Annotated in this window: 24 protein-coding genes; 19 read left to right on the plus strand and 5 right to left on the minus strand. The window is 28.8% G+C overall.

The genetic code is table 11. The annotated features are described in order from the left end of the window. Positions 1–6: 6 nt before the first annotated feature. The 10 genes from AXY43_RS21515 to AXY43_RS21560 all read left to right on the plus strand — a co-directional run bounded on the left by AXY43_RS21515 (position 7) and on the right by AXY43_RS21560 (position 8,281). On the plus strand, positions 7–546 hold the full coding sequence (locus tag AXY43_RS21515; RefSeq protein WP_031276295.1) for a bifunctional adenosylcobinamide kinase/adenosylcobinamide-phosphate guanylyltransferase: 540 nt from the start codon (positions 7–9) through the stop codon (positions 544–546). Next, positions 543–1,301 (plus strand): adenosylcobinamide-GDP ribazoletransferase, encoded by a 759-nt coding sequence (locus tag AXY43_RS21520; RefSeq protein WP_039772181.1) that lies wholly within the window; start codon positions 543–545, stop codon positions 1,299–1,301. Before AXY43_RS21515 ends, AXY43_RS21520 begins: the two co-directional genes overlap by 4 nt. Positions 1,302–1,318: 17 nt before the next feature. After that, complete coding sequence (locus tag AXY43_RS21525; protein WP_023974292.1) at positions 1,319–1,705, plus strand: bifunctional adenosylcobinamide kinase/adenosylcobinamide-phosphate guanylyltransferase; 387 nt, start codon at positions 1,319–1,321, stop codon at positions 1,703–1,705. 53 nt (positions 1,706–1,758) lie between these two features. After that, positions 1,759–2,364, plus strand: coding sequence for a histidine phosphatase family protein (locus AXY43_RS21530; protein WP_105412125.1), 606 nt, complete (start codon positions 1,759–1,761; stop codon positions 2,362–2,364). A 59-nt stretch (positions 2,365–2,423) separates the two neighbouring features. Continuing rightward, positions 2,424–3,371 carry an adenosylcobinamide-phosphate synthase CbiB gene (cbiB, locus tag AXY43_RS21535; RefSeq protein WP_105412126.1) on the plus strand — a complete coding sequence of 316 codons (948 nt, stop codon included), beginning with the start codon at positions 2,424–2,426 and terminating at the stop codon, positions 3,369–3,371. Between the two features lie 189 nt (positions 3,372–3,560). Beyond that, on the plus strand, positions 3,561–4,646 hold the full coding sequence (cobD, locus tag AXY43_RS21540; RefSeq protein WP_023974289.1) for a threonine-phosphate decarboxylase CobD: 1,086 nt from the start codon (positions 3,561–3,563) through the stop codon (positions 4,644–4,646). 76 nt (positions 4,647–4,722) lie between these two features. Then, entirely contained in the window at positions 4,723–5,460 is a 738-nt protein-coding gene (locus AXY43_RS21545; RefSeq protein ID WP_023974288.1) for an immunoglobulin-like domain-containing protein, read from the plus strand. 20 nt (positions 5,461–5,480) lie between these two features. Further along, positions 5,481–6,143, plus strand: coding sequence for a diphthine--ammonia ligase (locus AXY43_RS21550; protein WP_023974287.1), 663 nt, complete (start codon positions 5,481–5,483; stop codon positions 6,141–6,143). A gap of 106 nt (positions 6,144–6,249) precedes the next feature. Next, positions 6,250–7,749 carry a cobyric acid synthase gene (locus tag AXY43_RS21555; RefSeq protein ID WP_023974286.1) on the plus strand — a complete coding sequence of 500 codons (1,500 nt, stop codon included), beginning with the start codon at positions 6,250–6,252 and terminating at the stop codon, positions 7,747–7,749. A gap of 16 nt (positions 7,750–7,765) precedes the next feature. Next, positions 7,766–8,281, plus strand: a complete 516-nt coding sequence (locus AXY43_RS21560) for a hypothetical protein (protein WP_011968607.1) — start codon at positions 7,766–7,768, stop codon at positions 8,279–8,281. Between the two features lie 195 nt (positions 8,282–8,476). Here AXY43_RS21560 and ytaF read toward each other — a convergent pair whose 3' ends face one another. Further along, complete coding sequence (gene ytaF, locus AXY43_RS21565) at positions 8,477–9,103, minus strand: sporulation membrane protein YtaF (RefSeq protein ID WP_011968608.1); 627 nt, start codon at positions 9,101–9,103, stop codon at positions 8,477–8,479. Positions 9,104–9,413: 310 nt separating this feature from the next. Between ytaF and yidA the strand changes: the two genes are divergently transcribed. After that, positions 9,414–10,226, plus strand: coding sequence for a sugar-phosphatase (gene yidA / locus AXY43_RS21570; RefSeq protein ID WP_105412127.1), 813 nt, complete (start codon positions 9,414–9,416; stop codon positions 10,224–10,226). Positions 10,227–10,685: 459 nt separating this feature from the next. Continuing rightward, positions 10,686–11,792 (plus strand): HD-GYP domain-containing protein, encoded by a 1,107-nt coding sequence (locus AXY43_RS21580; RefSeq protein WP_105412128.1) that lies wholly within the window; start codon positions 10,686–10,688, stop codon positions 11,790–11,792. 45 nt (positions 11,793–11,837) lie between these two features. Here the strand turns inward: AXY43_RS21580 and ade are convergent, their stop codons facing one another. Together ade and AXY43_RS21590 are read right to left on the minus strand one after the other, a co-directional pair. Further along, positions 11,838–13,607 carry an adenine deaminase gene (ade, locus tag AXY43_RS21585; protein WP_039772170.1) on the minus strand — a complete coding sequence of 590 codons (1,770 nt, stop codon included), beginning with the start codon at positions 13,605–13,607 and terminating at the stop codon, positions 11,838–11,840. Positions 13,608–13,864: 257 nt separating this feature from the next. Then, positions 13,865–14,923 carry a lactonase family protein gene (locus AXY43_RS21590; protein ID WP_105412129.1) on the minus strand — a complete coding sequence of 353 codons (1,059 nt, stop codon included), beginning with the start codon at positions 14,921–14,923 and terminating at the stop codon, positions 13,865–13,867. Positions 14,924–15,353: 430 nt separating this feature from the next. Between AXY43_RS21590 and metA the strand changes: the two genes are divergently transcribed. Further along, the gene (gene metA / locus AXY43_RS21595; protein WP_011968613.1) at positions 15,354–16,268 is read left to right on the plus strand and encodes a homoserine O-acetyltransferase MetA; all 915 of its coding nucleotides are present in this window, start codon (positions 15,354–15,356) and stop codon (positions 16,266–16,268) included. Between the two features lie 85 nt (positions 16,269–16,353). Further along, a complete protein-coding gene (locus AXY43_RS21600; RefSeq protein WP_105412130.1) occupies positions 16,354–16,962 on the plus strand; it encodes a DUF2238 domain-containing protein in 609 nt (202 codons plus the stop codon). 38 nt (positions 16,963–17,000) lie between these two features. Here the strand turns inward: AXY43_RS21600 and AXY43_RS21605 are convergent, their stop codons facing one another. Both AXY43_RS21605 and AXY43_RS21610 read right to left on the minus strand, forming a co-directional pair. Next, a complete protein-coding gene (locus tag AXY43_RS21605; RefSeq protein ID WP_181246053.1) occupies positions 17,001–17,267 on the minus strand; it encodes a DUF1294 domain-containing protein in 267 nt (88 codons plus the stop codon). Between the two features lie 145 nt (positions 17,268–17,412). After that, complete coding sequence (locus AXY43_RS21610) at positions 17,413–18,054, minus strand: undecaprenyl diphosphate synthase family protein (protein ID WP_023974279.1); 642 nt, start codon at positions 18,052–18,054, stop codon at positions 17,413–17,415. Positions 18,055–18,964: 910 nt separating this feature from the next. Here AXY43_RS21610 and hemA point away from each other — a divergent pair. The 5 genes from hemA (at position 18,965) to hemB (ending at position 24,267) form a co-directional block, all read left to right on the plus strand. Further along, positions 18,965–20,170: a glutamyl-tRNA reductase gene (hemA, locus tag AXY43_RS21615; RefSeq protein WP_023974278.1), complete on the plus strand. Its 1,206-nt coding sequence runs from the start codon at positions 18,965–18,967 to the stop codon at positions 20,168–20,170. Next, positions 20,128–20,808 carry an NAD(P)-dependent oxidoreductase gene (locus tag AXY43_RS21620; RefSeq protein ID WP_023974277.1) on the plus strand — a complete coding sequence of 227 codons (681 nt, stop codon included), beginning with the start codon at positions 20,128–20,130 and terminating at the stop codon, positions 20,806–20,808. The genes hemA and AXY43_RS21620 overlap by 43 nt, the downstream gene beginning before the upstream one ends. Positions 20,809–20,851: 43 nt before the next feature. Beyond that, positions 20,852–21,727: a hydroxymethylbilane synthase gene (hemC, locus tag AXY43_RS21625; RefSeq protein WP_105412132.1), complete on the plus strand. Its 876-nt coding sequence runs from the start codon at positions 20,852–20,854 to the stop codon at positions 21,725–21,727. 12 nt (positions 21,728–21,739) lie between these two features. Further along, a complete protein-coding gene (gene cobA / locus AXY43_RS21630; RefSeq protein ID WP_105412133.1) occupies positions 21,740–23,203 on the plus strand; it encodes a uroporphyrinogen-III C-methyltransferase in 1,464 nt (487 codons plus the stop codon). A gap of 98 nt (positions 23,204–23,301) precedes the next feature. Next, on the plus strand, positions 23,302–24,267 hold the full coding sequence (hemB, locus tag AXY43_RS21635; RefSeq protein WP_023974276.1) for a porphobilinogen synthase: 966 nt from the start codon (positions 23,302–23,304) through the stop codon (positions 24,265–24,267). Positions 24,268–24,388: the final 121 nt, after the last annotated feature.

Here is a 24,388-nt window from a genome sequence, read left to right on the forward strand (position 1 = left end):
GAGTATATGAATTATTTGATAATTGGAGGTTCTAAGAGTGGTAAATCAGAAGTTGGAGAAAGAGTAGCTCTAACCTTAAATAGAAATGAAGTTATATATATTGCCACTATGAATCCATATGATAGAGAAGATGAAGAGAGAATAGAGAAACATAAAAAAAGTAGAGAAGGATTTAATTTTAAGACACTAGAAGTTCCTAGGGATTTGGATAGTGTGATTAATATGATCAATTGCAAGGATACTGTACTTATAGATAGTATAACTTCTCTTTTGACTAATGAGATGTTTGTTGAAAATTATCTTATAAAAAATCCTTCTCATAAGATATTAAGTGATATAAAGCAAGTTATGAATAATGCAAAGAATGTTATTATTGTGAGTGATTACATATTTAATGATGCTATACAATATGATGAAATAACTGAAAATTTTAAGAAGGAACTAGCTATTATAAATAGAGGGTTAGCAAATTATTGTGAGAATGTTATAGAATGTAGCTTCGGATTAATCAAGTATATTAAACATAAGGAGAAAGTAACTTTATGAAGAAATTATACAAAGGATTTATTATGGCATTAAGCATGTTTACGATACTTCCAACTCCATATGTTGAATGGGACGATGATGGAGTAAAAAATATGATGAAATTTTACCCACTGATTGGATTAATAATTGGAGTCTTGTGGAGTATAATATATTATTTAGCAAGTATATTAAATGCCTCAATAATTTTAAAGAGTTCAATAATTACCATAGTACCATTTATAATAACAGGAATGCTTCATTTAGATGGTTTTATGGACGTTTGCGATGCAATTCTTTCAAGGAGAAGTAAGGAAGAAAAACTCAGAATACTTAAAGATTCAGCTACAGGAGCGTTCGCAGTAATATCTCTAGTGATTTTGTTCTTTTTACAATTTGGAGGGGTATATTCTATTTTAGAAAAGAATAATTCTCTTTATATATTAATTTTGATTCCAATAATAAGCAGAAGTGTTGTAGCGTATTATCTTTTAAGTAGAGCAACTATAAAAGAAAGCACTTTAGGGACTTATTTTAAAAAAGGGACCAATGTTTATGATAAGCTTATTATGATAATAACATTGATAATAACATTAATAATATCAGTAATTTTATTAAATATTTATGGAATAATATTAGTTTTATTAATGAGTTTAGGAATTAAATTGTCAGTAGAAAAATGCAGAAAAGAATTTGGTGGAATATCTGGAGATGTTGCTGGATTTGCTTTGGTTATAGGTGAAGTGGTTGGAATATTAATACTAGGAATAATTCCGTAAGAGGAAGGGTGGCATTTATGAAATTAATCTTTGGTGGAGCCTATAATGGAAAATTAGATTATGTAAAAGAAAAATATAAAGTAAGTCATGAACAGATATTTTTCTGTAGAGATGAAAATATAGAATATAATAAAGAAATTATATGTGGATTACATATTTTTGTTAAAGCGTGTATTTCTAATAAGCTTAACCCAATAGAAGTTTTAAAAGATAAAATGGATTTGTTAGAAAATAAAATAATAATATGTGATGAAATAAATTCTGGAATTGTTCCAATCGAAAAATTTGATAGAATATGGAGAGAAGAAAATGGGCGATTACTTCAGTTCCTAGCAAAGCATTCTTCTCATGTATGTAGAATATTTTTCGGAATTGAAGAGGAATTGAAAAATAATACAATTTAAAGAAAGAGGTAAAGTAGTTATAGATTTAATTAAAAATCTATAACGATTAAGATATGAAAGAAATTAAGTTATATTTGGTCAGGCATGGAAAAACTTATTGCAATGAAAGACGATTATATTGCGGTAAAAGTGATGTTGAATTAAGTGAAAGCGGGAAAGAGCAATTAAGGGAAATTTCTAGAAGGGTTAAGTATACAAAGTGCGATTTTTACTTTACGAGTGGGGCAAAGAGAGCAAATCAAACATTAGAAATTATTTGTCCGAAGAATAAGTATGAAATTCTAAGTAAGTTTTTTGAGTATGATTTTGGTGATTTTGAATTAAGATCATATGAAGAACTAAAATTGTTAAAAGAGTATATAACTTGGATAGAAGACAAAGAAGAAAATGTAAAATGCCCAAGCGGAGAGAGCAGAGCAGAATTTAGAAAAAGAGTTAATGATGGATTTATGGAGCTTATAAATTATCTCATTAAAGAAAATATAGATACTGCTTTGGGAGTTATTCATGGAGGAAGTATAGGTATACTATTAGAAATGTTTTATGATAATAAGAAAAAATTCTATGAGTGGCAGCCTAGCAATGGAGAAGGGTACGAACTTACAATAAAAATTAGAGAAGATGGGCAATTTGAAATGGAAAATGTATCCCAAATATAGTAAGAAAATATGATTAGAATTATTTTTGAGGTGCGAAAGAAAATAATGAGGAGAACTATATGATTGAACTTAGTATAGGATTTGTTTTGGATTTATTAATTGGCGATCCTAATAATCCGTTTCATCCAGTTAGAGGAATTGGATACGTGGCTAAAAAACTTGAAGCACTGTTTAGAAGAATCCTTAGAAAGCATTTAAAAGCAGCAGGTCTCATTGTATGGATTCTTACTGTGTCAATAATATTTGCAATTGTATTCGCAATTGTTAACTTATCGAGAAAATTCAATATTTACTTTGGAATTATTTTAGAGGGGATTTTGATATATTTTTGTATATCATCGAAAGCATTAGTTGTTGAAGGATATAAAGTAGTTAAGTTTTTATTAATAAATGATTTAGATGGTGCAAGAAAGCAGTTATCATTTATAGTTGGGAGAGACACTGCAAGTTTGAGCAAAGAAGGAATAATAAGAGCAGTTGTTGAAACTATAGCAGAAAATATGGCAGATGGAGTCATAGCTCCGTTATTTTATGCTATGATTTTTGGAGCGCCTCTTGCATTTGCATATAAAGCGGTGAATACATTAGATTCGATGTTTGGATATAAGAACGAGGAATACATAGAGTTTGGATATTTCCCGGCTAAATTGGATGATGTTTTTAATTTTATTCCAGCCAGGATAACGGGCATGTTGATAATATTAGCTTCTGCATTTCTAGGATATGATTATAAAAATAGCTTTAAGATATATAGAAGAGATAGATATAATCATACAAGCCCTAATAGTGCACATCCAGAAGCAGCTATAGCTGGTGCATTAGGGGTACAGCTTGGAGGGGCCAATTATTATTTTGGAAAACTTGTAAGTAAGCCTACAATAGGAGATAAAATTAAAGAAATTGATATCAATGATGTTAAGAAGACTGCTAAGGTTCTTTATTTATCATTTTTTATAGGATTTGTGTTCACTTTAATATTTAGAAAGCTAATGATAACAATGTTTTAAATGTCAGAAATTTGAGTGGTTAACGAATATTATAATATAGAGATGTGAGAGTTAATATTAAATTGAAATTAATGTATATATTGGAATAATAAATTTATATTTAAGCGTATAGCAAGCTAAAAATAAATTAAGATTGAAGTGGAGAAATTTAATTGAAACATATATGCACTATGCATAAGGAGGAAAGTCATGGCAAGCTTTGGACATGGTGGAAATACTAAAGAAATAAGTAGAGAAAACAAAATAAATTACAAAGACATAATTGATTTTTCAGCTAATATTAATCCATTGGGAATGCCAGGTAGTGTAAAAGATGCGATTATTGAAGGTATAAATGAAATTGAGAAATATCCTGATATAACTTATTTTGAACTCAAGGATTCAATAGAGAAGTTTGAAAATGTTAGCAAAGAAAATTTGATTTTAGGTAATGGAGCAGCGGAAGTTTTATTTAATGCAGTAAGAGGAGTTAATCCAAAGAGTTCACTAATTTTAGCCCCAACTTTTTCAGAGTATGAAGAGGCAGCAAAGGCAATAAATAGTAATATTATTTATTATAATTTGAAAGAGGAAAATGATTTTAATATAAGGGAAGATATTCTACATGATATAAATGAAAACTTAGATTTAGTATTTATATGTAATCCCAATAATCCAACAGGTGTTATAACTGAAATAGATTTATTAAAAAGAATTTTGAACAAAGCAGAGAGAAATAATGTTAGGGTAATAATAGACGAATCGTTTTTGGATTTTAGAGAAGAAAGTTTTTCTATGATTCCATATATAGATGAATATAAAAATTTAATTATAATAAAATCTTTGACCAAATTTTTTGCACTTCCAGGTATAAGAATTGGTTACGCTATTTGCAGCGATTTAACACTAAAAGAGAAGATAGAATCTATATCTCCTGCTTGGAATATAAATATCTTGGCAGAAATAGCAACAAAAGCAGCACTTAATGAAAAGAATTATATAAAGAAATCTATAGAATTTATAGACCATGAAAAAAAATACCTTTATAATGAAATAAGAGAGATAGATGGAATCAAAGTCTTTGAACCAAGTGTGAATTTTATTTTATTAAAGACTCTGATAAAAATAGATTTGAAAAAAGAACTATTAAAGAATAATATATTAATTAGAAGTTGTAGCAATTATCTTGGATTAGATAATAGATATTATAGAGTTGCTGTGCGAAGTCATGAAGAGAATTACAGACTGATAAAAATAATGAAAAATATATTTAAAATGCACAGAACTGAACAATAATTTAAGTTATGTATAGGATAATTTTATTGTTGGAATCAGATGAAATATTAAGCTTTGATAATGAGAGGAGCAGGATATGAATAGAAAATTTATTGCTTCAATAATGAGCGTGTTTGTAGGGATGAGTGTAGGAATCTCTAATAAAGTTAATGCAGAAATTAACAATGGATGGGTCAATAACAATACTGGCTGGAGTTATTATGAAAATGGCAGTGTAAAAACTGGATGGGTAAATGATAAGGGGAATTTTTATTACCTTAAAGATGATGGGAATATGGCTGTAGGATGGATTAATGTTAATAACAAGTGGTATTATATGAGTGAATCTGGAGCCATGAAAACAGGCTGGGTTCAGTATAAAGGAGCTTGGTATTATTTAAGCCAAAATGGAGAAATGGTTTCCAATGATACTGTGGATGGATACTATTTAGGAGTAGATGGATCTTGGGTTGAAAAAAACTCAACTAATGATGTGACGGAAATTAATGATGAATCTAAAAATAATATTACTATGAAAACAGAAAAAACTGAATATGGTCTAAATACTAAAGAAATTACTGTGTATATCACAAACAATGGAAAACAATCAGCTTATTATGGAGTAGAATATGCAGTTGAAAAATTTGTAGATAATAAATGGAGTAAAGTCCCTTTTAAAGATGAACCAATGTTTATAGAAATCGCTTATAATTTAGAGCCGGGAAAAACAAGTAGTCAAGTTATTTCTCTAGAAAATTTTGAGAATTTAACTGCTGGGAAATATAGAATAGTAAAGTTTAGCGGAAAATGTGCTGCTGAATTTGAATTAAAGTAAAAACAAATAAGAGGGGTAGTATGGATAAAGAAAAAGTTGTAGTTTCATTCAGCGGGGGAAAAGATTGTACTTTAGCCTTGTATAGGATGATTAAAAGTGGTTATAAAATAATAGGATTATTAGTTACGTTTGAAAGCAAAAAAGATTCGTATTTTCATAAAATACCAAGGAATGTTTTTCAGGATATTTCTAAAGAATTGGAAATTCCACTTATTGAAATAGATTGTAGCAATAAGAATAATTATGAAGAAGAATTTGAGATGGCATTAAAAGTTTCAAAAGATAAAGGTGCTGAAATTTGTGTATTTGGAGATATAGATATAGAGGCACATAGAGGTTGGTGTTTAGATAGGTGCAAGGCAGCAGAAATTAAAGGAGTATTCCCTTTATGGCAAGAAAATAGGGAAAAGCTTACTAATGAATTTATAGATTATGGTTTTAAGGCTATAATTAAAAAGGTAAATCTAAAGGCGCTAGGAATAGAGTTCTTAGGAAAAGAATTAACAAAAGATGTTGTTAATGAAATAAAAAACTTAGGATGTGATCCTTGTGGAGAAAATGGAGAATATCATACATTAGTTTTTGATGGTCCTATATTTAAGAGTTCAATCAAATTTAATAAGAGTGGTACAGAGATTACAGAGAATTATGGATATTTAACAGTAAACGGATTATTAGATTAAAGATATAAATTAGAAAAATAATTCAAAATTTGAATTCAAATGTTGGAAATCAGAGATTAAAAATAAATGTTAAGTATTGGAACTCGAATTTGAGGGGAGTAAAGAAATGGATAAAAAAAGTATAATGTTTTTAGGTACAGCGTCTTCTGTTGGTAAAAGTACTTTAGTAACAGCCCTATGTAGATATTTAAAAAATCAAGGGTTAAATGTAGCTCCTTTTAAGGCCTTAAATATTTCATTAAATTCTTATGTAACAAAAGATGGATTAGAAATGGGACGAGCTCAAGTAGTTCAAGCAGAGGCTTGCAAATTAGAGCCAGATGCATTGATGAATCCGGTTTTGCTAAAACCAAGTGGTGAATATACACAAGTAATAGCAGATGGAAAAGTTTTTTGTAATATTGAGCCTTATAAATACAAGGAACTTAATGAAACTTTAAAGGTCAGAGTTAAGAAAGCTTATGATAAGCTAAGCAAAAAGCACGATGTAATTGTACTGGAGGGATCTGGGAGTTGTGCCGAAATAAATTTGAAAGATAGCGATATATCTAATATGGCTATGGCAGAAATTGCTGATGCACCTGTAATTTTAGTATCCGATATTGATAGAGGTGGAGTTTTTGCATCTATAGTTGGTACAATTCAATTATTATCCGAATCAGAGCGTGAAAGAATAAAAGGGGTAATAATTAATAAGTTTAGAGGTAATATAGAACTATTTAAACCTGCAATAAAACAGTTAGAGGATATTATAAATATTCCAGTCCTTGGAGTTATGCCATATGAAAAATTTGATATTGATGATGAAGATAGTGTAACTGAAAGAATTAGGAACAAAGAAGAAGTTGGAACTTTAGATATTACTATTATAAGGCTTTCTCATATGTCAAACTTTACTGATTTTAGTATTTTAGATAGAATTCCAGATGTGACTATACGATATGTGGATAAACCTAGTGAATTAAAAAATCCAAATTTAATTATAATACCTGGAACAAAGAATACAATTGAAGATTTAAGAAGTATGAAAGAAAATAAATTATTTGATAAAATAAAAGAATTAAAAGAGAGTGGTACACCCATTTTAGGAATTTGTGGAGGGTATCAAATGCTTGGAACGTTGATACTCGATAAATTAGGCGTTGAGGGTAATATATCTCAAGAGGATGGTTTCGGATTTTTGGATATAAAGACACGATTTAATGAGACGAAAGTTACAAAGCAGACTAAGGGAAATATTTTATGTGATCTAAAATCAATTAAGTCCATAGAAGGTAGCACTATAAGTGGCTATGAAATTCATAATGGAATAAGCAAGATTGGTAAGAAAGCAATACCTTTTATTAAGGATTTAGACGGTGATATTGTAGGTGTATGCGACAAAGAAAGAATTGTTGCAGGAACTTATCTTCATGGTATGTTTGATTCAGAAGAATTTATAAGTTCATTTGTTAAATCTCTTAAAGAGAACAACGATATTGTTGTTACAGAAGATATAATTATAGAAAAAGTGAATGAATATAAAGATAATGAATATGATAGATTATCTAAACTTTTTGAAGAAAATATAGATATATATCAGTTGAGAAAAATAATGGAACTTTAGGAAGAAGGGGATAGAGATGTTAACGGCTACTGAAGAGAGATTATTAGAATATATAGAAGAACGCGCAAGAGCAAATGTTAAAGGTAAAACTTTCTATAAGATGACGGATATATTAGAGCAGGCGTTTTGGATATCAGAAGAAAAGGCATATGAGGTTTTGAAAAATATAATAGCGAGAAAAAATATAGGAAATTCCAAAGATGCTATTATAGATGAATATATTGATATGCTTAAAAAGGGATATGGATCAATACAAGAACAGGTAGATTTATTTGGTGGGGATAAGTATACGAGTGTTATGTATGCGGCTGAAAGAAGGTTAAAGCAGTATGAAGGCGGTACATTCTTTGATCTTCTTAGAGAAGTTTATAAAGTCCCAGACGAAGAAATTATGGAGGTAACAGAAAAGTATTTAAAGTTTTTAAACTCTCCAATATTTTCATATAGGTTAGAAAAGGAGACTTTTCATAAGTTTCTACAATCAGACCTAGAGGAATTAGATAAGCAGTTCAATAGATTTGTAAATTTATAGTATTAAGTTAAAGATAATTATTAAGCAGAGCATGCTGTAGTTAAAAGATAATAATTATGATTCTAAGTGTTAGAAGTAGATTTAGATAAATAGAGAATATTATTCTGAATATTCAAGAAAATAATAGAAAAGTTTTATACCCAGTTTTTATAGTATTCATGTAATAATATACTATATGAACTGGGTGTAAAATTATCATTTTAATACTCTAAGTATTGCTAATAATATAAGTAGAGCTCCTGATAACCAAGATAATTCAAGGTGTACTTTTTGAGCAAATTTTCGTCCAATAACTACCCCAAGAGATACTAGAGAAACTCCTATGATAAAGCATAATACTAAAACTTCCGTATAGTTAATGTTACATAGGCTAGACCCAATTCCTACTGCAAGACTATCTAATGATAATGCTAAACCTAGATAAAATGATTCTTTAATATTTAGGCATTTTGAGTTATCAAAGTCAGCTTTTATTTCATCTGCATAAACTTGCAAGACAAATTGAAAATCAAAGATCTTAAATGTTAAGGGACTATCGGATTTTGAACATTTTGAAATATATGATTTAAAGATATATTCAAATAATCTATATATTCCAAGTAACATCAAAAGTACAAATCCTAAAATTGCGGGAAGGTTACTTGGGAGTATGCTTTTAACTATTGAGCCAATAAGTAAAGAACAAGCAAGTGTAATGGTGCATACTAAATTTATTACTACTGCGCATATGGGTGGAATACGAATTTTAGAAGTACCATAAGCAATACTTGCAACAAAAGAATCTATGCATAACGAAGATACTAATAATAAAGACTCAAGCATAACTATTACCTCATAAGTTTTAGATACAATTCATGATATGAAAGAAAACTACTATTAGTTACAAATTTTGAGGTTTTATATTATTTTGGAATAGATTTATTAATAATAATTGAAATTCCTATAGAATCACTGTAAACTATAAGAAATAATAACAATGAATATATAATATATTGTTGTAATAACATATTCATATATATATTGCCTTTGGTGATTTAAATATTTATAATGTAGCAATTTAATCGCAACATATATATCTAAAAAAATACCAATAAATATGCCGAAAATTATATTATATAAATGGAGGAATAAAATGTATAAATTACTTGCACTAGATATGGATGGAACTTTACTTACAACTGATAAGAAGGTTTCAAAAAATACTGAGGCGGCTATAAAAGCTGCAGAAGAAAAGGGTGTTAAGATAGTATTAGCATCAGGAAGACCATTAGATGGGTTAAATAGATATTTAGAAGAGCTTGATTTAAAAAAAGGTGAGGACTATGTACTTAGCTTTAATGGAGGATTAGTTCAAAATACTAGAGGAAAAATTGTTTCAAAGGTATGTTTCAAAGGGAGCGATTTAAAATATATATATGAAATAAGCAAAAGACTCAATGTCAATGTACATGCTTTTTCTGCAAAGGATGGATTAATAGCGCCTAAAACTAGTCAATATACAGAGTATGAAGCTGCAATGAATGGAATTGATATTACTATTAAGGATTTCAATGAAGTTGATGACAATGAAGATATTATAAAAGTCATGATGATAGATCCACAAGAAATATTAGATCCAGCCATAAAGGAATTACCTAGTGAAATTTATGAGAAATATAGTGTATTTAAAAGTGCACCTTACTTTTTAGAATTTACTCATAAGGAAGTAGATAAAGGACTTGGATTAAAAAAACTTGGTGAATATCTTGGGATAAAACAAGAAGAAATAATTGCATGTGGAGATGCTGGTAATGACTTATCAATGGTAAAGTATGCTGGTCTTGGTGTAGCTATGGGAAATGCTACTGAAGAAATTAAACAAGCTGCAAATTTTATTACTGATTCAAATGATGAAGATGGAATAGTAAAAGTAATAGAAAAATTTATTTTAAGTGAATCTAAATAGGAATTTATAGGAAATTGTTTTATTTCTATTGCCTAAACTACATTTTGATAGGCATTATAAAACAATTTCTTTTTATTCTTTGGGAACTGCCTATCAAGGCAAAGCCTTCAAAGAGTATAATGAAAGTAGTTTTATTTTCGCAGGAAATTTATAATATGTTGAAATATATGGACATTGTGTGGCTTATGAGTACAATTAATATAATAGCCTACGCAAGTGATGCTAAAAAGAATAAATACAATAAAAAAATAAATAGATTTAATTAATGAAATTTGATGTTTAAGGTAATATAATATATTTATGCACATATACGGTAGGATTAATTTACTTAATAATTAAAAAATTAAATTAATTGTTTGGTTATTGTTAGGTGTTACATAAAGAAAGGCTATTTACATATGGTCTATATTTAGGGGTATGGTATAAATAATAATGATTTATTTAGGGGGAATATAAGCTTTGAGATTAGTCCCAATTGAAAACGTAAAGCCAAACACAGTACTTGGAAAATCGCTGTATGATATTAATGGTAGAATTCTACTTAGAGCTGGAGTAGTTTTAAGAGAAAATACAATTGCAAAAATAAAGGAAATAAATATTTTATCAATATATATAGTTGATAAATATAGTAATGAAGAAATTGAAGATATTATTAAGCCAGAACTTAGACAAAAAGCAATTATAACAATAAAAGAAGCCTTTTCTAACATAGGACGACTTAATAATAATTCAGTAAGGAATAAAGAAAGTGATTATACTTGGCAAGAGCAGAGTTATTTTTATAATATTGGAAAGATGGCAGTAGATTTAATTGAGGATATCGTAAATCGAAGGGATGTAATGCTTGCATTAGTAGATATACGAAGTATGAATAATTATATGTATTCTCATTCTGTAAATGTTGCAGTAATATCACTTACTATAGGAATTGCGCTTCAACTATCAAAAACGAAATTAGAAGCTCTATGTATAGGAGCATTGATACATGACATTGGAAAATCATTAGTACCTAGAGAGATATTTGATAAACAGGGAAGTTTAAGTGAAGAAGAAAAAGAAATATTAAAACAACATCCAAGACTTGGATATAAGTATTTATCAACTACTTATAATATTAATAGTCTAAGTAAATTAATAGTCCTTCAACATCATGAAAGACCAGATGGAAATGGATATCCAGATGGATTAACTAAGGATAATATTATTGAACTAAGTAATATTGTAAGTATTGCCAATGTATATGATAATTTATCAACAGACTTGCCGAATAAAAGAGCAATGTTTCCAAGTGATGTACTGGAATATTTAATGTCGAATGCAGGAACAATGTTTGATTATAATATAGTTAATATATTTTGTAGAATAGTAATTCCATATCCAAAAGGAACTATTGTAGAATTAAGCACAGAAGAAGTTGCTGTGGTTGAAGAAACAATACCAGGATTCCCGCTCAGACCAACTGTAAGAGTAATAGAAAGTCCTAGGGTAAGTAGAATTAGTATGAAAATTGATCTTATAAAAGAAATTTCAATAGTTATTACCGGGGTGAAATATGAAATTGATTAGTATAAGCATATAAAGGCAATCTTAATCTAAAGATTGCCTTTATAACTATTCAAAAATGTCAATAAACTTAAAATTGATAACATCAAATAAACCTTTATCTGTAATCTTTAAATCTGGTATTACTGGTAATGATAAAAACGATAATGTTAAAAATGGATTGAAATCAATTTGTGGTGCTATAATTTTGATAGCTGAATGGAGATTTTTTAAATCAAACTCAATTTCACCATATGTTCTATTTGTCATAAGCCCACCAATTTCGAGTTTAATATGAGCAAGAATATTTTTATCTTTAACCACAATTATACCGCCGCCCATTCGCTCCAATTCTTTAGCAGCAAATAGCATATCTTTATCATTTGTCCCAGCGATTATTAAATTATGGGAATCGTGAGCAATGGTGGTTCCAATCGCACCTGCTGAAATTCCCAAGCCTTTTAAGATTCCAAGTCCTAAATTGCCAGAAGCCTTATGTCTTTCAATAACTGCGATTTTTAATAAGTCTTCTTCAGTTGAGGAAGTGAAAAATTTATAATCACTATCTTTTATTGAATTAATATCTGAAATATTGAGCCTTAAATGAATGCTTTCTAATTTGTTTGGAATTATTTCTATTGCATTCAATATCTTTACGTCTTTATTTGGTATATTAATTTTGAAACTATCTTCACTTAGTGGTGGAAGATTTATAGAATTATAAAAAGCATTGTTATTTGCGTTTTTTACTAAATCTGTATCGAAATTAACAAGTTCATTATTGTTTACAACTAATTTACCTTCTTTATAAACTTGAGATATTTTAAATCTTTCTAAGTCATCTAATAATATAAAATCTGCAATGTATCCAGGGGCAATTGCTCCTTTGTTATTTAGTTTATATAAGAGAGATGGATTTAGTGTTGCCATTTGAATAGCTGTTTCTGGATTTAAATTAGAGTTGTTTATAGTATAAATAATTGAGCTATTAATTGATCCATTAGCAGCAATATCGTCAATATGCTTATCATCAGTGCAGAAGCAAAATCTATTACTATTAGATTCATTGACTGCAGGTAATAATTCTTTTAAGTTTTTAGCAACGGTACCTTCTCTAATTAGAATATACATACCACGTCGGATCTTATCAAGAGCTTCTTCAGCATTATTACATTCGTGATCAGTTAAAATATTGGCGGCCCTATAGGTGTTTGTCATCATAGATGTGAAGCCAGCTCCATGACCATCAATAACTTTATTATTAGTAATTGAATCGCATATCTTATCAATTATCTTATCATCACATTCTGAGACAGAAGGATAATCCATAACTTCAGCTAAACCTAAAACTTTATCATTTTTATAAAAATCTTTTAAGTCCTTAGAGAGCAAAGTTGCACCAGAGCTTTCAAAGCTAGTACCAGGAACACATGATGGAAGCATAAAATATATATCAAATGGGATGTTTTGTGAAGAATTAAGCATGAAATTTATACCATCAGCTCCCATAACATTTGAGATTTCATGAGGATCTGCAATAACAGATGTGATTCCGTTTAATAATGCCAGCTTGCTGTATTCAGTAGGTGTGACCAAACTGGATTCTATATGGCAATGGGAATCAATAAGTCCAGGACAAATATATTTGTTAGTTCCATCTACAATTTCATACCCATCATAGTCACCAATACCAACAATATATCCATCTTTAATACCAATAGTATCTACGAACCTATTCTTATTAAAAACATCAATTATGGTAACATTTTTAATTACGAGATCACATTTTACACTTCTATTAGAAGCTTTAATATGATTTATTAATGTATCTTTATTCAAATAAAAGTCCTCCTTATTACGAATTTTTATTAGTTATATTCACTGTATCTAAAAAATATATTGCCTTATTATAATTGAAATTTGTGAATATTGTCAAAAGTAAAAATGTTTACAAATAAAAAAATATATATTCTTACTTTTGATAACGTTTAGACATAAAGGCTTTATACATAATATGGAGATAAGGAAGTTAGGTGCATATTATAAGCTTAATTATAATATGCACCTAACTTTTAGTTATATGATTAATTATTTAACTAAATAAATTCTATACATGTTGGAGTTGGGATGTTTTCAGATTTTATAAAAGTTAATTCTCCTGTTATTGAATTAATAGAAAATATAGATATATTATCAGAATTTTCATTAGCACAAAGTAGAAATTTACCAGATGGATCCAATTGAAAATCTCTAGGAGAATCACCATTACAAGAAATAGTGTCGATATACTTTAGCTTTCCATTATCTGAATTTATATGGAATAAACTTAAAGAATTATTTCCTCTATCCGAAGTATAGAGAAATTTATTATTCTTGTGTATACGAATTGCGGAACCAGATTTTGTCCCTTTGTAGTCCTTTGATAATGAACTTAAAGTTTGAATATTTTCAAAAACAATATTTGATTTTGCTTTATAATCAAAAACAAATATTTCAGAAGTTAACTCACTTAAAACGTAGTAATAGTGTTTTCCATTAGCATAAGTAATATGTCTTGGCCCTGTGCCGGCAGGGAATGTATAGCTTAAATTTTCATTTTGATATAGTTTTCCATCTTTTATTGAAGAAACTATCATTTTATCAATCCCTAAATCAATAGATAAAATATATTTGTCATCATCAGTAAACATTGAGCAATGAATATGAGGTTTTTCTTGTCTCAATTGATTTACACTAGAGCCACTATGACTTCCAAGCATAGGAGAATTTAAAATTAAGCCATCTAAAGTTTTGTAGACAAACATCTTGTTTTCATGATAGTTTGAAGAAATTAAAATCTCATGACTGTTATTTAGACTTACATGACAAGGTGGTTTTTCTTCTGAAAGATTAGAGTTTATTAAGTGTAGTTTATTATCTTCTTTCCAATATTTAAATGAAGATACCCCAGCTTTTTCCTTGATTTTACATGTTGAATAAAGAATGTGTCGTTCTCTATCTAGAGTTAGATATGTAGGATTCTCTATATTGTAAGCTAAATTGATATTTTCAATATTGCCTGAAATTGTATCAAAATTAATTCTATAGATTCCTTTACTTTCATTTTTGGTATAAGTTCCAATAAATCCAACTGAAATATTTTCTTTTAGTACCATTATATATGCCCCCTTTTATTGTATATCTATTAGTATAGCATAAATGGAAGTAAAAGATATTTATGAAATTTTGCAGAGATCTATTGTTTTAATCATTTAATTATAGTAGTGGAAGAAATAAAAAAAATTAATAATTGTGTATAATTATTAATGTCAAAATACAATTAAATAATAGTAAATTTTTGTAAATGGTTAATTGTAAACATCTATAAACTGTAAATGAAGTAATTCTATGATTTATTAACAGTGATTACCACAAAATTAGTTTTATGCAAGTAAATAGCAAAAAAATTCTTTATCATAATTTTATTATTATATTTATTTTTATAATGTTGATAAGAAGTGGAATTTTGATATAATAATATTTATATACAAAAATAATTAAATAATAATCTAAAATAAGCAATAATCACATTGGGGGGAAACAAATATGCCAATAAAAATTCCTATAGAATTGCCTGCATTTCAGGTTTTATCTGATGAAAACATATTCGTAATGAATAATGAGAGGGCTAATACTCAAGATATCAGACCGCTAAAAATAGCAATTCTTAATTTAATGCCAAAAAAAATAGTAACAGAAAATCAATTATTAAGATATTTATCTAACACGCCACTACAAGTAGAGGTAAGTCTAATACAGACTAAGAGTTATACTTCACACAATACACCACCGGAGCATCTAAATAAATTTTATAGCTATTTTGATGATATAAAGCAAGAAAAATTTGATGGACTTATAATAACTGGGGCTCCAGTTGAACAAATGGCTTTTGAAGAGGTTACATACTGGAAAGAGCTTACTGAAATAATGGAATGGAGCAAGACTCACGTATTTTCAACATTCTATATTTGTTGGGGAGCACAGGCAGGTTTATATTATCACTATGATATACCTAAATATGATTTAGATGAAAAAATGTTTGGTGTGTTCTCACATTGGGTTAATGATGAGAAAGCTGATTTGACAAGAGGATTAGATGATGTGTTTTATGCACCACACTCTAGACACACTGAAGTCAAACGTGAAGATATAGAGAAAGTTTCAAATCTTGAAATTTTATCCGAATCTGAGGAAGCTGGAGTATTCATAGTTGCAACAAAAGATAGGAGAAATGTGTTTGTAACTGGACATATGGAATATGATAGAAATACATTGATGGATGAATATATAAGAGATAAAGAAAAAGGCGATGAAATAGCTTTACCTAAAAATTATTTTAGAAATGATGACATAAATCAAAAACCGTTGTACACATGGAGAGGTCCTGCTAGCATAGTTTTTGGAAACTGGCTAAATTATTGTGTATACCAAAATACACCTTTTGATCTTAATACTCTTTAGAAATTTTATGAATAAATCATAAGTGCTTTTAAAGCACTTATGATTTTGTTCTTAAATTTTGTGAATCTTATATAAGGAGATATTGATGAAGGAAAAGAATTTTCATTTAATATTATTAATAAGTATATCTGTAATTTTAGTTGCGTCGGGAATAAATCCTCATGATAGATTTACATGGGTATTAGAGGTTATTCCGGCAGTGATAGGCGTTATGGTATTAATAACTACTTATAATAAATTCGTATTTACTAACTTAACGTATATTCTTATTTGGTTTCATGCAGTTATATTAATAGTGGGTGGTCATTATACATATGCAGAAATGCCTTTATTTAATTGGCTAAGAGATAATTTTGAATTGAGTAGAAATTACTATGATAGACTTGGGCATTTTGCACAAGGATTTATACCAGCAATAATTATTAGAGAAATTTTCATAAGAAATAAAATTGTTAAAAATATAGCATGGACAAATTTTATTACAATATCAATTTGCCTCGCTATTAGTGCTTCTTATGAAATAATAGAATTTAGTGTAGCATTAATTACTGGCGAAAGTGCAACTGCCTTTTTAGGAACTCAAGGAGATATTTGGGATACTCAGTGGGATATGATCTTTGCGCTTCTAGGTTCAATGGTTTCAGTATTAACGGTAGGAAAATATCATGAGAATCTATTAAAGACGAAGCAGTAATACTTTGTCCAATAAAATTTGAATATTAGTATGTCATTTTAATAATTTAAATATAGTATAGCTATGAAAATTTGCATAAGAAGTATGAATGGAACTCCAATTGTAAACTTCTTATGCTTTGTTTTATGCCTAAAACTAGACATTCCAATAAGCATGCCAATAGATCCCCCCAAAACAGAGATACCAATGAGTGTTTTTTCAGGTATTCTCCATTCTTTATGAATAGCTCTTTGTTTATCTATAAACATAATAAGAAATCCTAGAAGGTTAATAATCAATAAATATGTAAATACGACTTTTAACATAAATTTCACTCCAATATATCATTAAATATAAATTAATATTAATGATAACATAATTCATACTGAAGCACAAAATATAGAGATATGAAGTAAAAGAAGTTAGATTTACGAAATTTTATTAGTATTGCTTATTTTTGAATCTATGACATTAGCCACCTAAAGTTATATCTTGCTCATTGTACCAAGATAAAGCATCATAAAAGTCCTCTTTTTTAAAATCAGGCCAGTAATTATCTAAAATATAAAAATCGGAGTAAACTGATTGAACTGGCAGCAAGCCACTTAATCTTCTTCGTCCACCCCATCTAATTATAAGATCTATTCTAGAAATATCCTTTGATTGTAAATGTGGTTGAATATGTTTTTTTGATATATCTGCATTTTTTAGTAGATTTAAATCCCATTCCCAACCATAATTTATTAAAAAGTTTGCCTTTATTCCACCTGAACCAAACTTTTTTCTTTTAGTGAAGGGCAATAATTCTTTTGGAAAGCAACTAGACTCAGTATTACCTAAGACTAATATTTCGCAATCTTCTTTTGTTAAAAGCATAACAGAATCAATGCAAGCTTTAGTAAATGCTATCTTTTGATCGCTAGGACGTTTGGTATTATCAATTGTGAATCCATAAAAGGTTACTTCCTGAATATTTTCTTTTTGGCATAATTTAAAGACCTCAAGTCCTGGATTTATTCCGTGATCATATCCCTTATCTTTGCTTAATGAGTTAGATAAAGCCCAACGTCTATTTCCATCAGGAATGATGCCTATGTGTTTTGGGATTCGCATAATTTTTTTCACCTCTCAAATTTGATATTGCTTTTAAGAGTATAACCCAATTAATCCAAAAAAATACACACCTATAAAAAAAGCGCGAAGCGCAACCAAGATCTTAGATAAAAAAAGCGCGAAGCGCAATTAAGAACTTAAATGAAAAAAGCGCTCACATATGATAAGAGTGCGAAGCACAATTCGGAAATTATTAAGCGCAACTAAGAAAGTAGGTGAAAAAGTACTCATTTATAAAAAAGGTAGAAGCATAATTAGAAACATAGGTTGGATAGAAACTTAAAAAATAAAAACCCTAAGCACAAGTTTAGGGGATCCTATGCTTAGGGCGAGTCATTAATATATAAACGACTTCTATTAATTAATAAGGGGTAAATAATTAACTACTTTACGATATCAGTATAATCCTTAAATGTGTCAAAAATATGTCAGAAATAAAAAATACATTTAATTAATATAATAATATTTATAAAGAGCTGTATCACTATGAAGAATAGGTTATTAAGTTATATGAGCTGATTATAAATATTTAATAATTAATTATAAATTAAATGTTTTTTGAGCGAAAATAGTATATACTAAAATATTAGCAGAACAAGATGTTTATCTAAGGTTAGAAATTTTTTCGATTAACGTTGTTTTGATAGATTCTAAGGAATATTCTTTGATTAGAATTTTATTAGATAGAGAGCAAGAAAAAATTTTTTCATTATCTATATTATTCAGAGTTAATCTATAATTCTTATAAGAATTGCTTGGAAAAAAGAATCTTTATCTGATAAACTTAAGTGAGAGTCCAAAAGTGAAGATCCAAATTTTATATTTGGTTACTGCAGTTTCTCCTTGTGAGAATGTAGCATTTGGAAAAAAATAGAAAATGTAAATAAAAAAGTATGTGAGGTGTCAATACGTGATAGGCTTAATAGGCATAAGAAAAAATACTCCATTGGAAATTAGAGAAAAATTTATAGTTAAGTCTAAAAAATATAACGAGTATTTTGAAGAATTATTAAAGGAGCTAAATGAAGTAGTTATTTTAGCTACATGTAATAGAACAGAAATTTATTTTAATGCTTCTTTAAATGAAGAAGAATTATTAAAAAAGATTTTTGATGTTTTTAATTGGGATTATGAATATAAAAAATATGTTTTTATAACTAATAATAAGGATGCTTATAGGCATTTGTTTGAAGTTTGCTCCGGATTTCATTCGAAAATATTAGGAGAAGATCAAATTCTAGGGCAAGTTAAGGATGCTTATGAAGAAGCTTTGGAATTTAAAGCTGTTTCATTGGAATTACATAGATTATTTCAGGAAGCTATTACTTGTGGAAAGCGATTCAGAAAAGAAGCTAAGTTATTTGAAATACCAGTATCATCTTCTTCGATAGTGGTTAGCGAATCTATTAAGCGTGAATGTACTAAATTTATGGTTTTAGGTTATGGGGAAGTTGGACAGCTTGTAATGAAATATTTGCTTTCACATAAAATCCAAACTGTCTACTTGGTTGTTAGAAATCCTAAGATAAAAGATGAAATACAGGATGAACGAGTAAAAGTAATTACTTTTGAAGAAAAGAATAAATATATTAATAGTATAGAATGTATAATAAGCTGTACTTCAGCACCACATCCAGTTGTAAAAACAGAAGATATTAGTGAAAGTGGAAGTAGGTTAGTAATATATGATTTATCAGTTCCGAGAGATGTGGAAAAAGAGGTGGCGTTATTATCTAGGACTGAAGTTTACAATATTGATACAATAAGTCGTATAGATGATGAAAATAAAAAATTAAGAAAAGACAAGATGGAAGACAATAGGCATATAATGAATAAATACCTGAAGGAATATGATGAATGGTTAAAATTAAGAAGTATTTCTCATGTAATCAAAAACTTAAAAACTGTTGGAAATGATGTTTACGAGAAAAGAGTTCAAACTTTTTCACATAAAAGCAAAGATAAAAATGATATTGCTTTAGCACATAAATTAATTAAAAGTACATCTGATTTTTACATAAATAGGGCAATTGAAGTTATTAAAGAAGAGACTCTAAAAGGATGTGGTGAAGAATGGATAGGAATAATAGAGAAAATATTTATGACGAAGGAATAGAGTATTCTTATATCTCATTAATTTCTAAAAAGCTAAGAGTTGGAATAGTTGGCGGAGGTAAAGCGGGCACAATAAAAGCAAGACATTTTGTAAGAAATAAATGCTGTGTCGAGGTAATTTCTAAAACTTTTGATGAAGAATTAATAGAACTTTCTAAAGTATTTCCAGAAAGACTTAAGCTTATAGATGAAGATTTAAGCTATGAATTTTTAAGAGATAAGCATCTTATAATTATTGCATTAGATGATGAAAATTTAAAAACAATGGCAAAGAAATACTGTGAAGAGAGCTATAAGATATATATAGATTCATCTGATTTTATAAGTGGAATGGGAGTTGTTCCGATTCAAAGAAGTACAGAAAATGCAGTATTTGCTTTAAATACTAAGTATGGAAATCCAAAAGGAGCAGTTTTACTTTCTAACAAAGTAGAAAATACTATAAAAGAATATGATGAATTTATTAGATATATAGGATTAATACGAAATAAAGCAAAGTCATTTCCAGAACTTAAAATACAGATAACTTCGTTTATTGGAAATGATGAATTTAAAAAATCTTTTGATAAGGGTGAAGCTGAAAAAGCATTAAGAAGCAGATTTTCGAAGGAAATTGTAGATTATTTAATCAATTTTTAAATGGATTTGTAGATAAATGAATTTTGGAGGTAGAATTAAATTAATGAATAAATTGACTATAGCAACAAGAAAAAGTAAATTAGCACAGACACAAACAGAAATAATAATGAAAAGTTTAAAGGATAAATTTAATATAGATAGTGAAAAAATGCTTATTGTTACTGAAGGAGATAGAAAATTAGATGTTTCTTTGGCAAAGATAGGCGGAAAGGGATTATTCGTAAAAGATATAGAAATTGCACTTTTAGAAAAAAGAGCTGATGGCGCAGTTCATAGTATGAAGGATGTACCTTATGAGCTGAGTCACGAATTTGAAATAGCGGCTATAACGGAAAGAGAAGATATAAGGGATGTATTAATTTCTAAAGATAATATACCATTTAAAGAGCTTAGAAAAGGTGCAATAATCGGAACTAGCAGTATAAGAAGAGCTTGTCAGCTAAAGCTTATGAGAAATGATTTGGATATAGTCCCAATTAGAGGAAATGTTCAAACTAGATTAGAGAAAATGAAAGAACAGAATTTAGATGGAATCATACTAGCTTCGGCAGGATTAAAAAGATTAAATGAAGAAGATATAATCACTGAGTATTTTGATCCTAAAGTATTTATACCAGCAGTGGCTCAAGGAGCTTTGGGAATAGAATGTCTAAAAACTAGCAGTGCTAAAAGATATTTTGAAAAAATGGAAGATTCAAATGCTAAGTTAACAGTTGAGGCTGAACGAAGCTTTATGAGAATGCTAAATGGTGATTGTCACAGCCTTATTGGAGCTTATTCTGAAATTCAAGGTAATGATTTATATATGATTGGTATATATGACATAGGCGGAAGAATAGTTAAAAAAGATATTTTAGGAGATAAAAACGATCATATTGAATTAGGAAGAAAATTGGCAAATAAGATATTAGAGATATAGGAGAGAAGGAATATGAGTAAAGTATATATAATAGGTACAGGTCCAGGAGATGAAGAGTTATTAACATTAAAGGCTGTCAAGGTATTAAAAAGATGTACTGCTGTTCTTTATGATAGATTGGTTTCAAATAATGTTTTGAATTATCTAGAACCAAATTGTGAAATTTATTATTGTGGAAAGGAACCAGGAGCTCATTCAAAAACTCAAGAGGAGATTAATGAACTTTTAGTTAAACTTGCAAAAGAAGGGCATACAGTTGGAAGAATTAAAGGTGGAGACCCATATGTTTTTGGAAGAGGCGGAGAAGAGGTATTGGCTTTAGTTGATGAAAATATAGAATTTGAGGTAATACCAGGGGTAACATCTCCTATTGCAGTTTTAAATTATGCAGGAATCCCAATAACTCACAGAAAGATAGCACAAAGTTTTCATGTTATAACAGGAAAATCTGCGCAAGATTTAAATGTGAATTTTAAGGCTCTAGCTAAAGAAGAAGGCACATTAGTATTTATGATGGGATTAGGCAATTTAGATAATATAGTGGAGGAGCTTATTAATAATGGAAAAGAACCAATTTTCCCATGTGCGGTAGTGATGAGAGGAACTTCAGCTAAGCAAAAAAAGGTAGTAGGAACGCTTGAGAATATTTCACAAAAAGTAAAAGATGCTAAATTACAATCTCCATGTATAATTGTTGTTGGTGAAGTTGTAAATTTAAATAAAGATTTGAACTGGTATGAAAATAAACCTTTATTTGGAAAGAATATATGTATTACAAGATCAAGGAGACAATCTGAGAAATTAAAAAATAAATTAGTTGACTTAGGAGCGGAAGTTACAAGTTTTAATTCTATTAAGATAGAAAGCAGTGAGGAAAACTTAAATGATTATATAGAGAAGATAGAAAATTATGATCATATGGTATTTACTTCAGTTAATAGTGTAGAAATATTTTTTGATTATCTTATTGAAAAAGATTATGATATAAGAAGAATTAAAGCTAAAATATCCGCAATAGGCGCTGCTACTGCAAATTCTTTAAAACAAAGAGGAATTATCTGTTTTGCAAAGGCCAGAGAATTTGTTGGTGAAGGTTTAGTGAGCATATTAAAACCTCATTTGAAAGATAACCAAACTCTACTTTTGCCGTGTTCTGCAAAAAGTAGGAAATATATTTATGAAGAACTAACAAATTGTGGTGCAAGTGTAGATAAAGTATATATATATGATACGGTTTGTGGATCAGTAGTTAATAAGAGATCTTTTGATGAAGTTGACATAGTATTCTTCACAAGTCCGTCAACAGTTGAAAACATGATTGATATGTTAGGGATTGAGGAAATTAAGAAAAAGCAGGTTATAGCTATAGGACCAAAGACTAATGAACCTTTAGAAAAGTACGGAATAAAAGCATACGTATGTAAAGAACACTCAGAGGAAGGGTTTCTGAAAGAGATAGAAAATTTACTGCAATAGAGGAAATAGATTTTTTAAAATGATTAATATATAAATTTAGATAGTAAATAAAATGAGTGACATCTTTGAAGATGGCTAAAATAATGGAGGAGTTTGTTATGATTAAAAGAGGTAGAAGACTTAGAGTTAATGCTGCCATTAGAGATATGGTAAGAGAAACAAGTTTAGATTCAAAGGATTTTATTTATCCAATTTTTGTTGTTGAGGGAGACAATATAAAAAATGAAATTTCATCACTGCCAGATGTTTATCATTATTCAGTTGATAGATTGTATGAAGTAGTTGAAGAAGTTAGAGAAGCTAATATTTCTGGAGTATTACTTTTTGGAATTCCAAACCATAAAGATGAGTGTGGTTCTGAAAGTTATAATGATAATGGAATTGTTCAACAGGCAATAAGAGAAATAAAGAAGCTTGATAAAGAATTGCTTGTTATTACTGATGTTTGTATGTGTGAATACACTTCACATGGACACTGTGGAATAATCCATGATGAATATGTAGACAATGATGAAACATTAGAATATTTAAGTAAAATAGCAGTATCACATGCAAAGGCAGGTGCAGATATTATAGCTCCTTCGGACATGATGGATGGAAGAATTGGATCATTAAGAAGTGCATTAGATGAAAATAACTTTAAGAATGTTAGCATAATGAGTTATTCTGCTAAATATTGCTCGGCGTTTTATGGACCATTCAGAGATGCGGCAAATTCAGCGCCACAATTTGGAGATAGAAAGACATATCAAATGGATCCAGGGAATAGGATGGAAGCCATTCGTGAAACGCAAATGGATGTAGAAGAAGGAGCAGATTTCATTATGGTTAAGCCAGCACTTTCTTACCTAGACATAATAAGAGATTGTAAAGAAAATTTCAATCTTCCTCTTGTGGCTTATAATGTAAGTGGTGAGTATGCTATGATTAAAGCAGCTGGAAAGCTTGGCGTTATTGATGAAGAAAGAGTAATGATGGAAACTTTAACATCGATTAAGAGAGCTGGAGCAGATATAATTATTACTTATCATGCATTAGAGGCAGCAAAAGTTCTAAAAAGATAGAAGAGTTTAGATAGCAGTTAAAAAATTTATATATTTAAATATATAAATTTTTTACAATTTAAATATAATAATATGTAAATATGAAACAATAAAAATATGAACATATATAAATATTTATAGA

Origin of the sequence: Clostridium sp. MF28, from assembly GCF_002969175.1 — a bacterium.
GTDB classification, from domain to species: Bacteria; Bacillota; Clostridia; order Clostridiales; family Clostridiaceae; genus Clostridium; species Clostridium beijerinckii.

Coding starts and splice junctions, on each gene's coding strand:
- AXY43_RS21555 (WP_023974286.1), top strand. CDS start 6,250: ATGGATAAAAAAAGTATAATGTTTTTAGGTACAGCGTCTTCTGTTGGT.
- hemB (WP_023974276.1), top strand. CDS start 23,302: ATGATTAAAAGAGGTAGAAGACTTAGAGTTAATGCTGCCATTAGAGAT.
- cobD (WP_023974289.1), top strand. CDS start 3,561: ATGGCAAGCTTTGGACATGGTGGAAATACTAAAGAAATAAGTAGAGAA.
- AXY43_RS21590 (WP_105412129.1), bottom strand. CDS start 14,923: ATGGTACTAAAAGAAAATATTTCAGTTGGATTTATTGGAACTTATACC.
- yidA (WP_105412127.1), top strand. CDS start 9,414: ATGTATAAATTACTTGCACTAGATATGGATGGAACTTTACTTACAACT.
- hemC (WP_105412132.1), top strand. CDS start 20,852: ATGAATAAATTGACTATAGCAACAAGAAAAAGTAAATTAGCACAGACA.
- AXY43_RS21550 (WP_023974287.1), top strand. CDS start 5,481: ATGGATAAAGAAAAAGTTGTAGTTTCATTCAGCGGGGGAAAAGATTGT.
- cobA (WP_105412133.1), top strand. CDS start 21,740: ATGAGTAAAGTATATATAATAGGTACAGGTCCAGGAGATGAAGAGTTA.
- AXY43_RS21605 (WP_181246053.1), bottom strand. CDS start 17,267: ATGTTAAAAGTCGTATTTACATATTTATTGATTATTAACCTTCTAGGA.
- AXY43_RS21525 (WP_023974292.1), top strand. CDS start 1,319: ATGAAATTAATCTTTGGTGGAGCCTATAATGGAAAATTAGATTATGTA.
- AXY43_RS21610 (WP_023974279.1), bottom strand. CDS start 18,054: ATGCGAATCCCAAAACACATAGGCATCATTCCTGATGGAAATAGACGT.
- ytaF (WP_011968608.1), bottom strand. CDS start 9,103: ATGCTTGAGTCTTTATTATTAGTATCTTCGTTATGCATAGATTCTTTT.
- cbiB (WP_105412126.1), top strand. CDS start 2,424: ATGATTGAACTTAGTATAGGATTTGTTTTGGATTTATTAATTGGCGAT.
- AXY43_RS21545 (WP_023974288.1), top strand. CDS start 4,723: ATGAATAGAAAATTTATTGCTTCAATAATGAGCGTGTTTGTAGGGATG.
- AXY43_RS21520 (WP_039772181.1), top strand. CDS start 543: ATGAAGAAATTATACAAAGGATTTATTATGGCATTAAGCATGTTTACG.
- metA (WP_011968613.1), top strand. CDS start 15,354: ATGCCAATAAAAATTCCTATAGAATTGCCTGCATTTCAGGTTTTATCT.
- AXY43_RS21560 (WP_011968607.1), top strand. CDS start 7,766: ATGTTAACGGCTACTGAAGAGAGATTATTAGAATATATAGAAGAACGC.
- AXY43_RS21620 (WP_023974277.1), top strand. CDS start 20,128: ATGGATAGGAATAATAGAGAAAATATTTATGACGAAGGAATAGAGTAT.
- AXY43_RS21600 (WP_105412130.1), top strand. CDS start 16,354: ATGAAGGAAAAGAATTTTCATTTAATATTATTAATAAGTATATCTGTA.
- AXY43_RS21530 (WP_105412125.1), top strand. CDS start 1,759: ATGAAAGAAATTAAGTTATATTTGGTCAGGCATGGAAAAACTTATTGC.
- AXY43_RS21515 (WP_031276295.1), top strand. CDS start 7: ATGAATTATTTGATAATTGGAGGTTCTAAGAGTGGTAAATCAGAAGTT.